The 19,185-nt window shown below is 69.6% G+C and carries 17 protein-coding genes; 14 read left to right on the forward strand and 3 right to left on the reverse strand.

Going from position 1 to position 19,185, the window contains the following annotated elements; genetic code table 11:
• Positions 1-85 precede the first annotated feature (85 nt).
• The 3 genes from lanL to NMK34_RS03520 all read left to right on the forward strand — a co-directional run bounded on the left by lanL (position 86) and on the right by NMK34_RS03520 (position 6,399).
• Positions 86-2,755 (forward strand): class IV lanthionine synthetase LanL, encoded by a 2,670-nt coding sequence (gene lanL / locus NMK34_RS03510; protein WP_318332175.1) that lies wholly within the window; start codon positions 86-88, stop codon positions 2,753-2,755.
• A gap of 303 nt (positions 2,756-3,058) precedes the next feature.
• Positions 3,059-4,645, forward strand: coding sequence for an ABC transporter ATP-binding protein (locus NMK34_RS03515; RefSeq protein ID WP_318332176.1), 1,587 nt, complete (start codon positions 3,059-3,061; stop codon positions 4,643-4,645).
• Positions 4,645-6,399, forward strand: coding sequence for an ABC transporter ATP-binding protein (locus NMK34_RS03520; RefSeq protein ID WP_318332177.1), 1,755 nt, complete (start codon positions 4,645-4,647; stop codon positions 6,397-6,399). The genes NMK34_RS03515 and NMK34_RS03520 overlap by 1 nt, the downstream gene beginning before the upstream one ends.
• Before the next feature lie 171 nt (positions 6,400-6,570).
• Here the strand turns inward: NMK34_RS03520 and NMK34_RS03525 are convergent, their stop codons facing one another.
• Complete coding sequence (locus NMK34_RS03525; protein ID WP_123111362.1) at positions 6,571-7,128, reverse strand: RICIN domain-containing protein; 558 nt, start codon at positions 7,126-7,128, stop codon at positions 6,571-6,573.
• 191 nt (positions 7,129-7,319) lie between these two features.
• Positions 7,320-7,889 carry a hypothetical protein gene (locus tag NMK34_RS03530; RefSeq protein ID WP_318332178.1) on the reverse strand — a complete coding sequence of 190 codons (570 nt, stop codon included), beginning with the start codon at positions 7,887-7,889 and terminating at the stop codon, positions 7,320-7,322.
• A 280-nt stretch (positions 7,890-8,169) separates the two neighbouring features.
• Here NMK34_RS03530 and NMK34_RS03535 point away from each other — a divergent pair, with 280 nt between their 5' ends.
• Positions 8,170-8,847, forward strand: coding sequence for an anti-sigma factor (locus NMK34_RS03535; RefSeq protein WP_318332179.1), 678 nt, complete (start codon positions 8,170-8,172; stop codon positions 8,845-8,847).
• Between the two features lie 489 nt (positions 8,848-9,336).
• Positions 9,337-9,807 carry a Rieske (2Fe-2S) protein gene (locus NMK34_RS03540; RefSeq protein ID WP_318332180.1) on the forward strand — a complete coding sequence of 157 codons (471 nt, stop codon included), beginning with the start codon at positions 9,337-9,339 and terminating at the stop codon, positions 9,805-9,807.
• Between the two features lie 57 nt (positions 9,808-9,864).
• Here NMK34_RS03540 and NMK34_RS03545 read toward each other — a convergent pair whose 3' ends face one another.
• On the reverse strand, positions 9,865-10,980 hold the full coding sequence (locus NMK34_RS03545; RefSeq protein ID WP_318332181.1) for an FUSC family protein: 1,116 nt from the start codon (positions 10,978-10,980) through the stop codon (positions 9,865-9,867).
• 145 nt (positions 10,981-11,125) lie between these two features.
• Here NMK34_RS03545 and NMK34_RS03550 point away from each other — a divergent pair, with 145 nt between their 5' ends.
• The 9 genes from NMK34_RS03550 to NMK34_RS03590 all read left to right on the forward strand — a co-directional run bounded on the left by NMK34_RS03550 (position 11,126) and on the right by NMK34_RS03590 (position 19,134).
• Positions 11,126-11,515 carry an SCP2 sterol-binding domain-containing protein gene (locus NMK34_RS03550; RefSeq protein ID WP_318332182.1) on the forward strand — a complete coding sequence of 130 codons (390 nt, stop codon included), beginning with the start codon at positions 11,126-11,128 and terminating at the stop codon, positions 11,513-11,515.
• Between the two features lie 12 nt (positions 11,516-11,527).
• The gene (locus tag NMK34_RS03555) at positions 11,528-13,558 is read left to right on the forward strand and encodes a glycogen debranching N-terminal domain-containing protein (protein ID WP_318332183.1); all 2,031 of its coding nucleotides are present in this window, start codon (positions 11,528-11,530) and stop codon (positions 13,556-13,558) included.
• A 133-nt stretch (positions 13,559-13,691) separates the two neighbouring features.
• Positions 13,692-14,228 carry an ester cyclase gene (locus tag NMK34_RS03560; RefSeq protein WP_318332184.1) on the forward strand — a complete coding sequence of 179 codons (537 nt, stop codon included), beginning with the start codon at positions 13,692-13,694 and terminating at the stop codon, positions 14,226-14,228.
• Between the two features lie 16 nt (positions 14,229-14,244).
• Positions 14,245-14,493: a hypothetical protein gene (locus tag NMK34_RS03565; protein WP_318332185.1), complete on the forward strand. Its 249-nt coding sequence runs from the start codon at positions 14,245-14,247 to the stop codon at positions 14,491-14,493.
• 9 nt (positions 14,494-14,502) lie between these two features.
• Complete coding sequence (locus tag NMK34_RS03570) at positions 14,503-15,138, forward strand: helix-turn-helix domain-containing protein (protein ID WP_318332186.1); 636 nt, start codon at positions 14,503-14,505, stop codon at positions 15,136-15,138.
• Entirely contained in the window at positions 15,131-15,640 is a 510-nt protein-coding gene (locus NMK34_RS03575) for a GNAT family N-acetyltransferase (RefSeq protein ID WP_318332187.1), read from the forward strand. Before NMK34_RS03570 ends, NMK34_RS03575 begins: the two co-directional genes overlap by 8 nt.
• 7 nt (positions 15,641-15,647) lie before the next feature.
• A complete protein-coding gene (locus NMK34_RS03580; protein WP_318332188.1) occupies positions 15,648-17,645 on the forward strand; it encodes an AfsR/SARP family transcriptional regulator in 1,998 nt (665 codons plus the stop codon).
• Positions 17,646-17,723: 78 nt separating this feature from the next.
• A complete protein-coding gene (locus NMK34_RS03585) occupies positions 17,724-18,314 on the forward strand; it encodes a hypothetical protein (RefSeq protein ID WP_318332189.1) in 591 nt (196 codons plus the stop codon).
• Positions 18,315-18,561: 247 nt separating this feature from the next.
• Positions 18,562-19,134: a sigma-70 family RNA polymerase sigma factor gene (locus tag NMK34_RS03590; RefSeq protein WP_318332190.1), complete on the forward strand. Its 573-nt coding sequence runs from the start codon at positions 18,562-18,564 to the stop codon at positions 19,132-19,134.
• Positions 19,135-19,185 lie beyond the last annotated feature (51 nt).

Below are 19,185 nucleotides of genomic sequence, written 5' to 3' on the forward strand. Positions count from 1 at the left end.
GCGCCATTGAGGGTTTACACCGATTCGCGATGAAGATCGGGTTTGGCAAGATCGTTCCGACTCGAGCGGATGGAGGCGTGGCACCATGGTGGTCGCAGCGGACGACGAAATCCTCAACGCCATCGCCACCTCGATGCTCGGCATGACATGGTGGCGGCTGGAGCACACGAAACTGTGGTGCCATGCCCGGCCCGCACATGCCACAGCCCGATTGCAGGGCTGGAAGCTGCACCTGTCGGCAACACCGCAATCGGCGCCCGTGGTCCTGGCCCGAGCGATCCACATCCTGCGAGCCGATCCCGCCGCGTTCAAGTTCGCGCGCACCACGCGACTGCTCGCCGACCTGATCGACGCGCGTCAGGATCGTGGCTCGGGCGGCAAGTTTCTGACCATCTATCCCGTGGACGACGAGCAGTGCCGACGCCTCGCGCACGCATTGGACGAGGCGACCCACGGGCTACCTGGTCCGGGTGTCCTGTCAGACCAGCGACTACGCCCAGGCAGCCTGGTCCACCTTCGCTACGGCGCTTTTCGAGGCGTGCGCACGCTGAGCAACGACGGTGAGGTCACCGCCATGCTCATGGCCCCGGACGGCCGGCTCGAACAGGACCATCGCGGGGCCTCCTTCAGGCCGCCCGCCTGGGCGCCGCCTGTTCCCGTTGCCGTCAACCGTCCGCGATCGCCCCGTCCCGCCACCGTGCTGCTCAACGACCGCTACCTGGTCACCAAGGCCATCCGACACCGCTACAAGGGTGGCGTCTACCGGGCCACCGACCGCCGGAGCGGTGAACGCGTCGTCATCAAGCAGGCGCGCCCGCACGTCTCCGCCGACCTCTACGGGCGTGACGTCCGCGACGCCCTGCGCAACGAGCACGACGCGCTACAAGCGTTGCGCGACACCGGACTCGTGCCGGAGGCCGTCGACCTTTTCGAGCAGGAGGGAGATCTCTTCCTCGTGCAGCAGGAAGTGGCCGGTGTGGTCCTCGCGCAGTGGCTACGTGAGCAGCTCGCGGCCTGCGACGGGCCGCTGACCCTGCACACCGCCGTTCCCGTCGCGCTATCGCTGGTCGACGCCGTGGCGGCCGTGCACGAACGCGGTTACGTCCTACGCGATCTCTCCGTCAACAACGTCATGCTCGGTGAGTCCGGCCCACGGCTGGTGGACCTCGAGTACCTGGCCCGTCCCGGACAGACCGTCCGACGTGTGTTCACGCCGGGCCACGTCGCCCCCGAGCAACGCCGCAGCGCCTACCACGGCCCGGCACCCGAGCTCAGCGCCGACCGGCACAGCCTCGGCGCCATCCTGTTCTGCCTCGTCACCGGCACGGCACCGGTCTTCGCCCCCAACCACGCCACCACCCGGCAGCGCCTGCTCACCTGGATCGGCACCAGCGTCGGCACTCATCCCATCGCCGGGCTCGGCGAGATCGCTGTCGACCTCATGGCCGAGAGCCCCGACGCGCGCCCCACACTCGACCAGGCGCGACACCGCATCGAGCGTCTCCTCACCGCCGCCTCCGCACCAGCGCTCACGCACGTGCCGGCACCCACTCCGAGGCGGATGGCCAGAGACACCGTGCGATACCTGCTGGGAAGCCGGCACACCGACGATGCCGAGCATCTCTTTCCCGTCGGTGCCACCCTGACACGCGCCGACCCGCTGGCCGTTCAGGCAGGCGCCGCCGGGATCCTGGCGACCCTGACCCGGGCAGCCCACCACGGCCTGGACGTGCCACCGCACACGATCGCGGACATCGCCGGATGGATATCGTCGCGGCTGACCACCCAGCCCCGCGTGCTCCCCGGCCTCTACTTCGGCCGAGCCGGCACGGCGTGGGCTCTGCTCGACGCCGCCATCCACCTCAACGACCCGCAACTGCGTACCCGCGCAGTCGAGGCACTACTCGACCTGCCCACGCAATGTCCGAACCCGGACCAGTGCCACGGCATCAGCGGCGCCGGGACGGCGTTGCTGCACGCCTGGCAGGTCACCGGCGACGCCGAACTGCTCACCCGGGCCGTGGCCTGTGCCGAGCAGATCGCCGCCGCCGCCCACATCGACGCAGACGACGTCACCTGGCCCATCTCGGCCGCCTTCGACAGCGCACTGCGAGGAAGCGCCCACTACGGATACGGTCACGGCCTGGCCGGGATCGCGACGTTCCTCCTCGCCGTCGGCCGAGCGGCCAACGACACGACATGGCTGACGCTCGCCGAGCAGGCCGGACGAACCCTGCGCCGGGCCGCCCACCTGGACAACGGCGCCGCCTATTTTCCCATCGACCGTCGCCGCGACGAGCCCAGCAGACTGACCCATTGGTGCAGCGGATCGTCGGGCATCGGCACCTTCCTGATCCGCCTATGGCACCACAACGAGGACCCCGAGATCCTCAGGCTCTGCGAAGCCGCCGCAGTCGCCGTCTGGCGCGCCCGCTGGGGTGCCGCGACATCAGCCTGTCACGGTCTGGCCGGCGACGGCGAGTTTCTGCTGGACATGGCCGACTTCACCACCCAGGAACGGTTCCGCCACTGGGCCACCGATCTCGCCTCCGGCCTCGCCGTCCGTGCCGGGGGAGACGACGGACTGTTCGTTCCCCCCGGAGAGGACGGCGAGGCACGGCACGCCGACTACGGCACCGGCGCCGCCGGCGCCGCCGCGTTCTTCCTACGCCTGCACCACGGCGGCGACCGCCTCTGGGTGCCTGGACCAACGGCGCCCAACACCGCCGTCCGGCCTACCGACGAAGGGAGGTGACCACATGATCGACATCAACGACCTGCAGACTCTCGACGCCGAGGAGGAGACCTCGGCGCACTGCGGCGGCATCACGTGCATCGGCACGACCGAGTCCGTCGACCAGTAAGGGAAACGGGTGGCGGCACACCACAACGGCCAGATAACGGGTGCCGCCACCCGTCCGCACCCGCAGAACCGGACCCTGACATGCCGAGGCGAACGACCGCCCGTGACCTGTTCCGCACCGCTCTGGGCGCAACCGCGTGGCAGAACACCCTGCTGGTCGCCGGCGCACTAGGCGCCACCGCCACGGCGCTGACGGTGCCTCCGCACATCGCAGCAGCCGTACAAGCGGCGATCGACGGCACACGCGGCCGGGCACTGGCCGTCGCAGCGACGCTGCTGACAGTGGACACGCTCTGCTCCCTGACCGTCGTGTGGGCCTCGTCGATGATCAGCGCCACCGCCAGCGCGGCCCTGCGCCGCCGAATGGCTCGTCATCTGCTTGACCGCGAACCGCATCAGCTCCACGCGTTCTCCGGCGGGGACCTCGTCAGCCGGTTCGTCGCCGACACCGCCACCATCGGCGCCGCGGTCCCCGCGGCCGTCTCCGGCGCCGCCGGCCTCATCACCGCCGCCGGTGGGCTTGTCGGCCTGACACTGCTCGACCCCAGGCTGCTCGCCGTCAGCCTCGTCGCCGTCCCGGCCGGAATCCACCTCGCACACCGCAACCTCAGCGACCTGCACGCCACCACCCTCGCCTACCGACGCAGCCAGTCCGAGCTGTCCACAAACCTCGTGGACGCACTGCGAGGGGCCGCCACCATCCGCGCCTCACATACCCTGCGGCAAGAAACCACCCGAGTCCTGCGGCCCCTGCACGACATGCATCAGGCCGGCGTCCGCTTCTGGCTCGCCCAGGCCCGCTACGGCTGGCAGAACGCAACGCTGGTCGGCGCCGTCGAGGTCTGTGTCCTGATCGCCGCGGGGATAGGCGTGTCCGCGGGGAGGCTTCACGCCACCGACCTCATCACCGCCGCCGGCTACAGCGCCCTGGCCAGCCAGCTACTGCGTCGAACCGACCTGCTCGGCGTCCTCGCCGCAGCCCACGCCGCAGCCCGTCGAATCGACGAGATCACCCCACCGGTCCCGCACAACCCGACCAGCCCGCCGCACCACGACCACGCACCCACCCGTTCGTCGGGCCAGATCCGCCTACGTGAGGTCACCGTCACCGCCGGCAACGGACCGTCGTTGGCCGACATCACCCTCGACATCCCGGCCGGCAGCCGCGTCGCCCTGGTCGGCACCACCGGGTCCGGTCGAAGCACCCTCGCCGCGGCCCTCGGCGGCTTGATCTACGCCGACCGCGGCACGGTCCAGATCGACGGCCTCGACCTGCGGCACCTCCACGAGGCGCAACGCGCGCGCCTGGCCGCGTACGCGTTCGAGGATCCGCGGCTGTTGGGCTCCACCATCGCCGAAGCCATCGCCTACGGCTGCCCCCGCGAAGCCAGCCGATCCCACGTCGAGCGGGCAGCCCGCATCGCCGCCGCCGCCGATTTCATCCGGCACCTGCCCGACGGCTACGACACGCCGTTGGACGCCCTGGTGCTGTCTGGGGGTGAACGTCAACGCCTCGGCATCGCCCGGGCGGTCGCCCAGAACACACCAGTACTCATCATCGACGACGCCACCACAGGCCTGGACAGCCTCACCGAAGCCCGCATCCTAGAAACGATCACCACGGAACTCGACCAACGGACACTCATCGTGATCACGCACCGGCAGAGCACGGCAGCCCACGCCGACCTCGTAGTCTGGCTCGATCGCGGCCAGGTCCGCGGCGTCGGTAGCCACGCCCGGCTCACCGACGACCCCGACTACCGCCGCCTCTACACCGGCTGATGGCCGGAATCACCACGCGGCTCATCGCCGCCCAGGTGCGGCGGCGACCGGCCGACGCGATCCTTGTAGCAGTTCTCTCCTGTATTGAGGCACTGCCGGCTCTGCTGTCCGGACTCCTCCTCGCTCGCGCGCTCGACCGAGGCTTCCTCGCCGACCGGCCCTTTCTCGGCGTGGCGCTTCTCAGCGTGCAACTCGTCACGCTCGCCGCGGCGGCGGCCGCGATGCGTGCCTCCTCAGCACCCATGGCTCGCCTCATCGAACCGTTACGCGACGAACTGGTAACCCGCATGGTCACCCTGCTTCTGGCGGCTGCGGTGCGGGGGCGCACCGTCGCGCCCGGAGCGGCAGCCGCCCGCCTGGACACCCAGGTCGAGCCGGTTCGGCTGCTGTGCAACGCGCTGCTAAGGGGACTGCGGCCGGTGCTGTTCCGGCTGGCCGCAGCACTGCTCGGCCTCGCGGCACTCGATGCCGGTGTGGCGGCTGCCGCGCTGGTGCCCGTCGGCGCCGCCGCGGTGGTCTTCCACCTCATGGTCCGTCGGGTGGCCGACGCCCACGGGGCCGACCTGGACACGGCGGAAGCACTCGCCACGGCCGTCGAGACAACGGTCGACAGCATCCGTGACATCCACGCCTGCGGGGCACGCGGCCGCGCCGGCCACCTCCTCGACAGCGCGATATCCGCCGCCCGCGTCGCCGCGCTACGCCATGCGCGACTCACGGCACTACGGACGCTGGTGCCCCTGATCGCCGTGCACCTGCCGATCATCGGGCTGCTGATCACCGCTCCCTGGCTGATCGCCAGCGGACAGCTCAGCACGTCGGAGTTGGCCGGCGCGGTCGCCGTCCTCGTCACCGGGGTGGCCCCCGCGGTACGCGCGACCGTCGGCACCGTCGGCACGTGGGGAGTCGAACTGCGGGTTGTCTCCGCCAGACTCGCCGACTTCGGCGCCGACCTACCTGCGCCGCCGTCCTCCCGAGACCGCACCCCCACTAGCACCGATGTCGCGGCGATCAACGTGAGCTACCGCCACTCCCGTCGCGCCGCGCCCATTATTACCAACCTGACGATGCGGCTCCCCGCTGACGCCCATCTCGCCATTGTCGGTGAGAGCGGCACCGGCAAGTCGACCCTCGCCGCCATCATCGCCGGTCTGACACCGCCCGACACCGGAGCGGTCACTGTCGGAGGCCAGCCGGTCCGGGGCTCGTCCTCGTGCGGCAACGCCCTCCTGTTGGTGCCGCAACACCCCTACGTCCTGCGCGGCAGTCTCCGCACGAACCTGACCTACCTTGCCCCGCAGGCAACCGACGCCGACGTCGATGCCGCCATCGACGCCCTCGGCGCTGGCCTTCTGCGCCAGCGTCTCGGCGGCTTCGACGCGGAAGTGCAGGTCGACCTGATCAGCCACAGCGACAAACAGTTGATCTGCCTGATCCGCGCCTACCTGTCCGACGCCGCGGTGATCATCCTCGACGAGGCCACCGCCTACCTCGATTCCGCAGCGGCCGCACGCGCGGAGACGGCATTTCGTCAGCGCCACGGAACCCTGATCGTGGTGGCGCACCACGTCAGCTCCGCCCTCCGAGCCGACGTGGTGCTCCTGCTACAGGACGGTCACTCTCATCTCGGTACCGTGAGGGAGGTGGCGCGCCACTCGGCCCGCTTCGCCGAGGTGCTGCGGTACTGGTCGGAGCCCCCGGGCACCCGATGGGCGGAGGGCTCCGGGCTCGGTGACGCGCCAGCGCAGGTCTGACTGTGCTCCCGCCCCACCTGCCCAGCGGGTGCGGCGATGGCGAGCCGCGGCCGCCGTCCCGGTCGACATTCTGCGTACCGACGCCGCAGCGCGAAGCCCTGCCGAAAAGGCGCGGGCACGGCTCGCGGTGACACCGCGAGCCGTGCCCGTTGGCCGCCGGCGGCCCCGGTGTCAGCCGAAGGCCAGACCGGACTTGACGAAGTCCTGGGTGAGCTCGAAGGTGCTGTTCTGGATGGCGGCGGTGAACTCCGTACGGCCGGAGACGTCGAGGCTCATCTGCGACAGCCGGTTCTCCAGGTTGAACGCCGGCGACCCATTGACGTCGAACCGCTTCCACTTCTGCGAGTTGGTGCCGTCGCAGGGCCGCACCACCACCTTGGCGCCGGACTGCTGCTGCGGCGCGAGCACGTCGGTCGGCAGATCGAGGCAGCCCGAGACCAGCTTCGTGCCGTTCTTGATCTGCGAGCGCAGCACGAAGGTGTGCAGACCGTCGCTGCCGACCTTGTCGTTCCACTGCTGCTGCAGATCACCGCTGTTGAGCTTGCGCTGGATCACCACGCTGCCGGAGACCAAGCCCGCGGGAGCGAGCGCGAGGTTGGTGCTGTTGTTCTTCAGCTGAGTGAAGGTCGCGGCCTGAGCGGGGGCGCTGACACCGAGAACGGTGGTGATCCCCGCCGTCAGCGTCACCGCCGCGACCGTCGCCCTGCGCAGCGTCGAGGAGAGCTTCATGAATTGCCTGCCTTTGCGATGGGGTTGCTTCTGGCAGTCAGTACGGGACGACACGTGTCACTGGTTCCCTAGGGTTGCGCCCATCACCAACCGCCGCTACGGAGGCAGAGCCGCCGCTCACCCGCACATACGGCGGTGCCGGGCAGCGGTGGTCGCTACCCGGCACCGAGAGAAGGCGGTCGTCAGGATTCTCAGGCTTGGCCGGACTTGACGATCACCGGCTTGCCGTCGGGCTTCACTGTGGACCAGTTGCCGCCGACGCCCTCCCCGAGGATGTCCGTCGGTGCCTTGTCGTCCACGAACTTGTACAGCGGCCAGCCCAGCAGCGTGACCTGCCGCAGTCCGTCCGCCCGCGTGACCGTGCCGACCAGCGAGGGATCGATCCCGGACACCTTGACCTCGCTGCCGTCGGTGAGTGCGGGCGGCCAGGTCACCAGACAGTCGTCGAGACAGTTGACCTTGGAAGGCTTGTTCTCGTCAGCCTCGAACCGGTACGCGGTGAAGCCGTTGATCGTGACGATGGTCGCTTCAACCCCCTTCACCGTCGTCTTGCGGACGGCCAGACTGATCGGCTCCGGCGTCACCGTCGGCGACGGGATGGGATCCAGAGACGCCAGCCCGGAGGGCAGCGGCGCCGCCTGGCTACTCGACGTGGCCGGGGCGGTCGTGGCACCGGCGGCATCCGACGTCGTCGAGCTGTCACAAGCGGCTAGCGTGAGAGCCACCGACGCGGCGGCCAGAGCAATGGGCAGCTTCTTCACAGCGTTCTTCCGTTCCTCGACGGGCGGGACGCGCGTCGCCCGCACGGCCCGCTGGCCGCCCGCGCGGCCGTGCGACAGTACGCAACGGGTGGGCCGCCGGTTCCCGAGCGTGGAGGATGATCCGTTCGCGCCGCCGAGCGCGTATGTCCGGTGACGGCGCGCCGAGACGGGTCAGCGCGGGCCGGGCTCGATTCTGCTGGTTTGGGCAAGAACCGATCCCGTCGCGTCTGACGTACACCTTCGGGGCGAGAGCTCACATCTGACCGAGGAGCGAAGCAAAGTGACCCACGACGGCGACGGCGACGGCGCGCAGCCAGGGCGGCTGCCCGAAGGGGCGGACTTCGATCCGCTTGAGTCCGGAGGCATCGCGGCGATACTTCGTCGGGAAGCGGTCTGGGCGGCCGTACCACCGGATCTCGCAACCCGGATTCTTGCCGACGTCGGGGCCGCAGCGGCCCAGCCTGGTGCTCGCACGTCCGATCAGCCCACGCCCATGCGGCGCGGGCAGGCGCGGCGCAGCGTGCCGGCGCTGCGTCGGCACCGCTTCGCGTTGGCCGCGGCTGCCGCTGCGGTGGTCGGTGTCGGCGGCGCGCTCGCGGTGACCGTGGCGCAGACCGACGCGCCGCCGACCGAGGTCGCCCTCGTGGGCACCGACCTCGCGCAGCAGAGCCGCGGTGAGGCGCGAGTCGAGGACACCCCGTCCGGTGTGAAGATCAGCATCGACGTCTCAGGGCTTCCGCCCGCGGCGGCCGGCACCTACTACGAGGGCTGGGTATCCGGCGATCGTGGCTCGGTGGCGATCGGCACCTTCCACCTGAGGAAGGGCTCCGACGGGGTGGTGCTCTGGTCCGGCGTGGACATGCGCGCCTACCCGACGATCAAGGTGACGTTGCAGCAGGAGGGCCGCGGTCCCGCTTCGTCCGGTCAGGTGCTGCTGGCCGGCTCGCTAGCCGGCTGATGGCCCTCAGTCCGCGGATCGTCGACAGACTGACGACACGAGCTGCCGCACTCTCACGACAGGCTGTTCGAACACTGACGGGCGTGAGCGCCGAGACATTGGCCGCCGAGACTTCGAAGGCGCGCGCCGAGCACCACGCGTGTGTCGAAGAGGCGAGGCATGCACGCGGTGCCCACCGGTTCGGCGCCTGCGCGAGGTGGTCCCGCTACCCGGACGTGACGCCACCGATGTCGCCCTCCCCGCTGCGCCCACTGCCGGCCGTCGTGCGGCTACGCCGACCAGCGGGTCGCCGGGGTTGAGCGTCCGCACGATCCGACCCGGAGACGGCTGTGGGATCGCCGACCGGTGTCGCTGCGACCGCACGCCGCCGTGCGCAGCCATGCCGGCGCGCCGCTGGTCGCGCCGGCCCGAAAACCTGAACGCATCGACCCGCTCCGTCGGCACGGCCGCGCGGCGGGGTGAACGACCGAATTCGAACAGGAGTGGGGGATGGACCAAGAGCATGGCTCGACGGCTGCGCCGGGTCACGTCGGTTCGCGTCGCCGCTTGGTGCAGTTCGGCTGCCTGGTCGTTGGCGCACGAACGCTGGCCGCGTGCCTGCCGCAGCCGGAGACGGATGCCGGCGCCACCTCCGCGCCGACCGATCCGCGAGGCGGTGACAGTTCGCCTGGCACAGCGCCGCTCGCGCGACTGAGCGATATCCCAGTCGAAGGCGGGTTGGTACTGCGAGACCGCAATATCGTGATCACCCGGGGCTCGGCGGCCGGGATCGTCGCCTTCACCGCCGTCTGCAGTCACCAGGGCTGCCAGGTGACCTCTGTCGTCGGTGGGCTGATCCGATGCCCCTGTCACCGCAGCAGGTTCGACGCGGGCACGGGCCAACCGGTGGCCGGGCCAGCAACGCAACCACTGACTCCGGTAGCGATCAAGCTCGTCGGCGACATGGTCGTCACCGCCTGACCGGCGACTTTGGTGTCCGGGATGCCTGTCTCCGCTGCCGGAGACACGATCCGTGCGCTATTCGGGGAACGCTCCGCGGACCATGGCGTTCGCGTCGTTCTGGGGCAGACCGGAGGCCACCAGAAGGTCACTGGCGGTCGTGCGGACCTGCGCGACGACGACGCTGCCGGAGAACCCCACGCCCTGCCGGTACGCCTGACCGGCGCGGTGCACCGCCTCCAGGCTGAGGATCCGTGCGTGCTCAGGATCGCGGCCGCCGGCGAACTCACGACGCAGCAGACGCACCGCCTCGGCCAGGAGCGCCACCGCATCGGGTAGCGGCTCCGGTACCGGTTCGGCATCCTCGATCATCGTCACGGAACGGCGGATCAGAGTTCCGGTGTTGCGCATGGCCCGGTCGATGGGTTCCGCCGCTGCGGCGTAGTGACTGAGCACGCCCCGCCGCCGGCGCCACGAGTACGGCGACAGGGTGGTGGCCTCGCGCGCGCCCTCGACAGCATCGGTGAGCGCCTGAACCTCCGCCTTGTTGCGGCGTAGTCGCCGCATCGCCAGCTCCGCGTGTCCAGGATCGCGGTCGACAAGCGCCCGGGAGGTACTCTGCAGTTGCTCGGCCAGCATGTCCAGCGCGGGGCGCGCCGCGCGGTTGATCACCCTCAGCGGGTTCAGCGGCAGCAGCACGGACGTCACAACGAGCGCCGACCCGCCGCCGACGAAGGCGTCGACGAAGCGAGGAACCTCAAGGTTTCGCACCGTGGGGCTCAGTGTCGCGATCAGTACGGCGGTGGCGGCGGCTTGAAGCACCACGCTGGGACTGCCGCCGAAGACCAGCGCCGCCATGATCGCCAAGAACACCACCACTCCCAACTGCCAAGGGCCTGTTCCGACGAAGTAGAGCAACACGTCACCGACAAGGATCCCCACGGCGATGCCGACCACGAGTTCCACGACGCGCCGCACCCGCTGCCCGACCGAAGCGGCCAGGGTGCCGACCGCCACCAGAGGCGCGAACACCGGGTCCGGATTGTCGAGTGCCAGCCGCGCGAGCAGCCAGGCGAGGACAGCCGCCAGACCGGCCTGCGCGGCGAGGATGGCTCCCACCCGCACCCGCTGCACCCGATCGCGAGCAGTCGTGGCGCACCACCCGACGAACGATCCCTTCGATGCCTGCGCCATCGACCTCCACCGTTCGTGAACAGTGCGGACCACACCGCATGTTCCGCAGCGGTTACCCCACCAACACCAGGTTGAACGGCCCGGATGGCCAAGATGATCAGCGGCGGGACAGCATGGTAGGGCGCGAAGGGGGTACCCAGCGGGCGTGTCCGAGGAGAGCCGACGGCAGTTCTTCGCCTGCCTCGTGAGCCGCGCGGATCGCTATGTCCCGCCGCGTGTCGACGGCGCCGTTCGAATCGAACTGGCCACCGACCGTGGCCCCGAACGGTGGACAGTGATCATGCGGGGAGCCGAGGTGACCGTCACCCGCGCCGAAACCGACGTCGACGCCGAGATGTTGCTGTCGGCGGCTCTGTTCGACCGGCTGACCCGCGGAGAGTCCTCCGCGCTGTCGGCGGCCCTGCGCAACGAGATCACCTTCGCAGGCGACCTTGAGCTGCTACGCGTGTTCAGCCGGTTCTTCCCGTCGCCCCCCGGCGTCATCGACACTCGCACGGCCTATCGGCGCCCATTGACGGACGCACCCTCCTCGTAGCCGGAGGCCACGGTGGAACTGGTCAGCATTCTGGACGGAAACACCTTCTTGGTCAGCAGCCGCGACGGCGACATAGACCCGGCACCGGACTACCCGTCGGGCTTGTTCTCCAACGACACACGGTTTCTGTCGACCTGGCAGTTGACCCTCGACGGAGAGCGACTACACGCGCTGTCGGTCGACGAGCAGGAATATTTCATGGCCCGCTTTTTCGTCGTGCCCGGCCGGCCGACGCAATACATCGACGCGAAGATCTCCGCCATCCGCCGCCGGACGATCGGCGGTAGCTTCACCGAAGACCTGGCCATCCTCAACCACACCCAGGAGGAGGCGCATCTGACGGTGCGGATGGAGATGGGCAGCGACTTCGCCGACATCTTCGACGTCAAAAACCCCCAGCAGCCCCAGGGCCAGATGACAGCCACCGTTGACGACGGCTGCCTGCGGCTGGCCTACCAGCGGGACACCTTCCACCGCGAGACGGTCATCACCAGCAGCGAGCCGGCGCAGGTCGACGAACGCGGCATGACCTTCGACATCCGGGTCCCACCCCACGGCGAATGGAACACCCAGTTCCACGTCGAACTCGTCCTCGGCCCACGCAGGCCCGAGTTCCAAAAGCGGATCCAGGCGCCGCGCGCACGCCCCGTCGACCGCCTACGCGAGGACCTGCAACGGTGGATCGACGGCGCCCCACAGCTGGGCGACGGCAGCCCGCCCGCGCTCGTGGACGCCTACCAGCGCAGCCTGGTGGACTTGGCGGCGCTGCGGTACACCTCCATCACCATGGTCGCCGACCTGGTCGCGGCCGGGCTGCCCTGGTTCGTCGCACTGTTCGGCCGGGACAGCATCTTCACCTGCCTGCAGATCATGCCAGTTGCCCCGCAGCTCAGCGCACCGACGGTCGGCATTCTGGCCCGTACCCAGGGAAGCCGGCTCAACGACTTCCGCGACGAGGAGCCCGGCAAGATCCTGCACGAGGCACGCACCGGCGAGTCGGCTGCCTTCGAGGAGCAACCACACTCGCCGTACTACGGTTCGGCCGACTCCACCCCGCTGTTCATCGTCCTGCTCGACGAATACGAACGGTGGACGGGCGACGCCGCGACGGTACGCGCGTTCGAATTCGAGGCGCGAGCCGCGCTGAGCTGGCTCGACACCTACGCCGACCTGCTTGGCAACGGCTACATCTGGTACCAGACCCGAAACCCGGACAAAGGGCTGGAGAACCAGTGCTGGAAGGACTCCTGGGACGCCATCTCCTACGCCGACGGACGACTGCCGGGATTCCCGCGGGCCACCTGCGAACTGCAGGGGTACGCCTACGACGCCAAGATCCGCGGTGCCCGGCTCGCCCGCCACTTCTGGAACGATCCCGACTACGCGGCACGGCTGGAGCGCGAGGCCGCACAGCTCAAGCACCGCTTCAACCGCGACTTCTGGGTCACCGACCGCGGCTACTACGCCCTCGCCCTCGACGAGGAGGGTCGGCAGGTGGACGCGCTGTCGTCGAACATCGGCCACCTGCTCTGGAGCGGCATCGTCCCGCGCTCGCGTGCCCGCCGAGTCGCCGACCTGCTCATGAGCCCCCGCCTGTTCTCCGGCTGGGGGGTGCGAACGTTGTCGACCGACGCGGGACGCTACAACCCGCTCGGCTACCACGTGGGGACGGTCTGGCCCTTCGACAACTCGATCATCGCGTGGGGGCTGCGCCGCTACGGCTTCACCCGCGAGGCATCCACCATCTGCAAGTCCATGATCGAGGCGGCGGAGTTCTTCGGTGGCCGACTGCCGGAGGCATTCGCCGGACACGACCGCGCGAGAACGACGTACCCGGTCGAGTATCCGACCGCCTGCAGCCCGCAGGCGTGGTCCTCCGGCGCCATTGCCCTGTTCCTGCGTGTGCTACTGGGCCTCGAGCCGAACGGCGAGAACCTGATCATCAAACCCGACATTCCCGAAGGAATGGGTCGGGTCGAACTCCTGAACATTCCTGGTCGCTGGGGACGACTCGACGCCCTCGGCCGCAGTCGCCGCGACTGATTCGTTCATCAGGATCGGCCCGACCGCAAAGCGAGTTCGCGCAGCTCAAGACCGACTACCGGGCAGCCTTGCAGTTGATTACAGCCTGCTGTACCTTTCCATTACTGCCTCATGTAACGGAAAGGATCCGCTGATGTCCACCACCCCCACCACTCGCCTGGCAGACCTCGCCGCGCAGTCGGTGCTCATGATGGGCGCCGCTCCGCGTTCCGAGTTCTTCGAGGTCTACCACGCGCGTGCGGTCAACCGAGAAGCCCGCACGGAGCCCCCGGAGTGCCGCCAGCCCGGACCGGAGGGCTTCTTCGCCACCGCCCTGTGGCTGCGTGGAGCCTTCAGTGAACTGACCTTCAAGATCGAGCGGGTTGTCACCGACGGCGACCTGGCTGTCACCTACGGGACGATGTCCGGACGTCAGACCGGCACCATGATCACCTACGCGGCCGACGGCACGGTGGAGCGGGCCTTCGCCCCGACCGGCCGCCGCTTCACCACTCGTCAGGCGCACTTCCTGCGACTGCGCGAGGGACTCATCGGCGAGCACTGGGCGGTCCGCGACGATCTGGCCCAGGCCCAGCAACTGCGCTGGATCCCGCCCACCCCCGCCTACCTCATCCGCTGCGCTCGGGCGACCGCCAAGGCACGACGGGAGCAGTCCAGAAAGGCCGCCTGATGGAGAGACGTCACTCGTGGCACCAACGCTGATCATCGGTGCCGCCGATCTGCCCACTGCCGCGTTGCGCGGCATCGGCGCTGCTCTGCTCGGCAGTGCGGCGATACGCGATCGTGCCAACCGGCCCACGGCCTGGCTGGCCGCCAGCGGCCTCGCCAGCATCCCCGTGCTAACCGCCGGCCTCATCCTGCGCGACGCCGGCCTGACACTGAGCGACGACCGCACCGCCGGGGCACCCACGCCGGTCGGCGGAACGAGAGGATAAGAAGAGACGGTGGGATACGACAACACCGGACGCGAAGCGGCCGCCCAGGCTAACCGCCACCGCATCCTCGCAGTGGCGCACGACGCGTTCCTCGACAACGGCTACGCCGGCACCACCCTCCGTGCGGTCGCGCAGGCCGCCGGAGTGTCTCAGGAAACGCTGTACAAGAGCTTCGGCGGGAAGGCGGGCCTGCTCAAGGCCGTCTATGACGTGACCATCGCCGGGGACGACTCACCGGTGCCGGTCGCCCAACGACAGCACGGCAACGCCCTACGGGCCGCCGGTGACACGGCAGCCGCGGCGGCGGCGTGGGCTCGGATGACGGTGGCGATCGGTGCCCGGATCAAGCCGCTGCTCGGCGCATTGATGTCCGCCCGCGAAGACGCCGCGATCCGCGAGTTGATCGCAGTGACGGAGGCAGAACGCCTGACCGGGGCCCGCCTCGTCGCCGAGTTCTGGCACAACCTCGGCTGGCTTCGTCCGCACGCCGACGTCGAGGAGCATGCGATCACGCTGTGGACGCTCAACTCCCCCGAAGTGCGTTTCCTGCTCGACCGCCAGGGCTACGACGACGACAGGTACACCACCTGGCTCGAAGCCTCCGTGCGGGCCCTCGTGCTCACGGCACCCGGCGACGATGACTGACCTGGGACGAGGCGACACCGACCCATCGATCCGGCTGTCGCCCTATCACCCCTCGGCCGCCGAGCACATCGCCACCTGGGCACGGGCCTCGCACTACTCCCGGGGGTGGCTCGCCCCTGACATTCACGAGGCGCAGGCGCTGATCGCTCGCTGGCATGCCGACCCGGACGTATTCCCCTACCTACTGCACCGCGGCGACCTGCCCGTGGGCTACGGGGAGCTGTGGGTGGAACGCGACGACGACGAGGCGGAACTGGCGCACGTCCTCGTGGCGCCTCAACAACGCCGACGAGGACTGGGCCGCCGCCTGGCCCGGGAACTCGTCCGAGCCGCCCGCGAGCGCGGACTGCACCACATCACGCTGCGCGTCATGCCCGACAACACGCCCGCCATCGACTGCTACCGCAGCGCGGGATTCGTACGCGAGGGAGCCGACGACGAACGCGTGCTCAACACCGGACAGCCTCACATCTATCAGTGGATGCGCTATCGCGACAGGTGAGTGCCCCATGGACCAGATCGCAGTGCTCGGCCCGATCGAAGCCCGCGTGTCCGACGCGCGGGTCGTCATCCTCAGTCCGCGTCAGCGGGCACTGCTGGCACGCTTGGTGCTCGACCGGGGTATAGCGGTGGCCGCCGACACCCTCGTCGAGGACGCCTGGGGCGACCGGGTGCGGCCCCGCGACGCACGTGCCAGCCTTCAGGTCCAGGTCCACCGGCTACGAGCCCTGCTGGGACCGCTGGGAGCACACCTGATCACGGTCAGCGCCGGCTACCGCCTGGACATCCCACCGGAGCAGATCGACTCCCACCTGTTCGAAAGCCGCGTGCGGGAGGGCCGGGAACTCCTGCGCTGGAACCCGCGCGACGCGCTCACCGTCTACGACGACGCCCTTTCCCGCTGGCGCGGTCGCGCGTACGCCGAGTTCGCCGACACCTTCGCCCAACCCGAGGCGGTGCGACTGCACCACATGCGGGACGGTGCGCGGGAGGAACGGCTCGAGGCGCTGCTCGCCCTCGGCGAAACCACCCGCGCGGTGGCGGAAGCCGAAGCCCTCATCAGCGCCGAGCCGCTGCGAGAGGGCCCGTATGGGCTGGCGATGCGAGCACTGACCCTGGCCGGCCGCCGCAGTGAAGCCCTGTCGATCTACCAGCGACTGCGCCACCTGCTGGCCGAGGAACTCGGCAGTGAACCCTCGCCCGGGACCAGGGCCGTACACCTGTCCGTGCTGCGGCAGGAGGAAGCCCCCTCCGTCGCGATCACAGGAGGACCGACACTCCGGCAAGCGCGCATCCCCGATGTCCCCGCGCCGCTGAACACCTGCGTCGGGCGCCAGAACGACCTCGACGCTCTCGATCGCGCGGTCGCCGCCTCCCGGATGGTGACACTTGTCGGCCCGCCCGGGGTCGGCAAGACCCGCCTCGCCCAGGAATGGGCCCAGACCGCGACGGCGCGAGGAAAGGTAGCGTGGGTCAACCTGACCGGCGCCCGCAACGGCGTCGACATCCCCCACGCGGTCCTGGACGCGATCGGCTGCCCCCCGGCAGACCGAGGTGAGGTGACCACCGAAACCGTGCTCAAAGCCATGGCCGACCAGAACCTCACAGTTGTGGTGGACAACTGCGAGCACCTCGTCGATCAGGTCGCCGGGCTGCTCGCCGCCGTGCAACGAACCTGCCCGGCTGTGCGCATCGTGGCGACCAGCCGAGAACGGTTGGCCGTCGAGGGCGAGCACGTCCTCGTCGTCGCGCCACTGGACACCGGCCTCGGCCCGAACAGCCCGGCGATCCGGCTCTTCCTGGACCGGGTCGCGGCGGCCGGCCATCCTCTTGACGATCTCAACCCCGGGGTCATCCGCAGCGTCACGCGTCTCTGCCAACGGCTGGACGGGCTGCCCCTTGCGCTCGAACTGGCCGCCGCGAACACCGCGACACTAGGGCTCGCCTCGACCGTCGGCTGCGCCGATCTGCTCTGGCTGGCCAGCGGCCGCCGCTCCGACCGCCAGAGTCACCGCAGCCTACGCTCCGCGCTCGCCTGGTCCTACGACCGGCTCAGCGTCGACGAGCAACGCGTCCTGCGCAGGCTCGCCGTGTTCGCCGGATGGTTCTCCGTTCCCTGGGCGGCGCAGGTGTGCGCCGACGCTGACCTGCCGCCCCAGCGCGTACCGGCGGTCCTCGCCTCGCTCGTGGAGAAGTCCCTGGTCGGGCGGCGTCCGGAGCCAGCACCCGGCGGACGGGGTCACGCCCTGCTCCACACCGTGCGCAGCTTCGCCGGGGAACGGCTCGACGAGGCCGGCGAATCCGATCACCTCCGTGCCCGGCATGCCCGGACGTTGGCCGGCTGGGCGGAAGACCTGACAGGCGGCGAGGCCGTACGCATGCCGGCGCCCCGCCAACCAGCACCGCGGCACCTGGCCCCCACGCCGAGCAACCAGCGGCCCGTCATCTCCACGGCCGAACCGTCTCGCCGCAGCACCTGGGCCGTGGTCAACCGCGGACGAGCCTGACCACAAGCGGGAACCATCCGCGACGGCTGGGGCGTACTGCTGGGCGGAGTCAGCCCGTCCATCCTTGGAGAATCCACCATGGCACTGCTCAACCGCCGGCGCACGCCCGGTCTCGTCTTCGCCGCCGCGGCGGTCGCCACGCTGATCACCGGGCCTCTTTCCACGAGTGCGTCAGCATCGGCGACGTTCTTCCGCACGGTCGAGAACCGGCAGGCCGGGACTCAACTCGCCATCACCTCGACGAAGGCGAACTCCCCGCTGACGTTCGTTTCCCGCTTCGACGGCGTGGCGATCTGCGCGACCTGCGGCGTGCCCGACACCCCCGCGAAGCAGGCGTGGGCGGAGAAGCGCGCGCTTCTGACCGGTCCCGACCAGTCGATCTCACTGGTCAACAAGCAGACCGGCAAGTGCGCCGACGTTGAGTTCTCCGCCCAGCGCGCCGGTGCGAGCGGGATCGGCGCGAAGGTTGTCCTCGCCCCGTGTGACGGCACCTTCAGCCAGCGGTGGGACAACCTCTTCGCCGCCGCCGGCAATCAGAGCACGTACCGCAATCGGCTGAACCAGCTCATCCTCACCAGCATCGGCAGCAGCGTGCAACTGCACCGCTTCAGCTCCCAGAACGGCGTGCAGACCTTCGGCAGCACGTTCGTCAACGTCGTGCAGCAGTAACCACACACCGACGACGCCGTCGTCCAACAACCGACAACCCGACGGGGTGATCGCCGACGGCGATCACCCCGTCAGCCTGCTGCACCCGGCGGCCACCATCCGAAGCTGTGTGACCTGCATACCCCACCGCTTCCAGCCACGAAAGCGGGCTGAAAGAGAGCAGCAAGCACCCTGCTCCAAGGTGAGGCAGTCGATACCTACTACCCGAGGGCGGCCCGCGGCCGAACCAGCCCAGGCCGTATGTGTGATGTCCAGAACTTCGGACCCCGAACTCACCCTGGAACAACGATTCCGAGCCGGCGACGAACACGCCCTGTCCGAGATGTACCAGCGGTACTCCGGCCCCATGTTCGCCACCGCGTTCAACCTGCTCGGCAACCGCGACCTCGCCGCCGACGCCGTACAGCAGGCGTTCGTGCAAGCATGGCGAGCCGCGCGGCACTTCGACGCGTCGCGCGGCATGCAGCCGTGGCTGTACGCCATCACCCGCCGCGCCGCTGTCGACATCTACCGGCGACGACGGCGCATCTCCTCGGACCTGCCCTTCGACGAGAGTTGGTCCAACGGCGGTGAACTGGCCACCGACGGACCTTCGTTGGACGCGACCTGGCGGGTATGGCAGGTACGCGACGCCCTTGAGCGGCTGCCCGCCGACGAGCGTCAGATGCTGCAACTGGCCTACTTCCAGGGCATGACGCAGAGTGAGATTTCCGCCGCGCTCGGGATCGCTCTCGGCACCGTCAAGAGCCGCACGTTCCGCGCCCAACGTCACCTGGCGAAGATGCTCGAGCACCTGCGTGACAACGGTGACAGCGGGTAGTCGGCTCTGCCTGGAAAAGGGAGCAGCCCCACCCGACGGCCCACCCTCGAA

It is taken from the genome of Micromonospora sp. BRA006-A, from assembly GCF_033433935.1.
In the GTDB taxonomy this organism is placed as follows: domain Bacteria; phylum Actinomycetota; class Actinomycetes; order Mycobacteriales; family Micromonosporaceae; genus Micromonospora; species Micromonospora aurantiaca.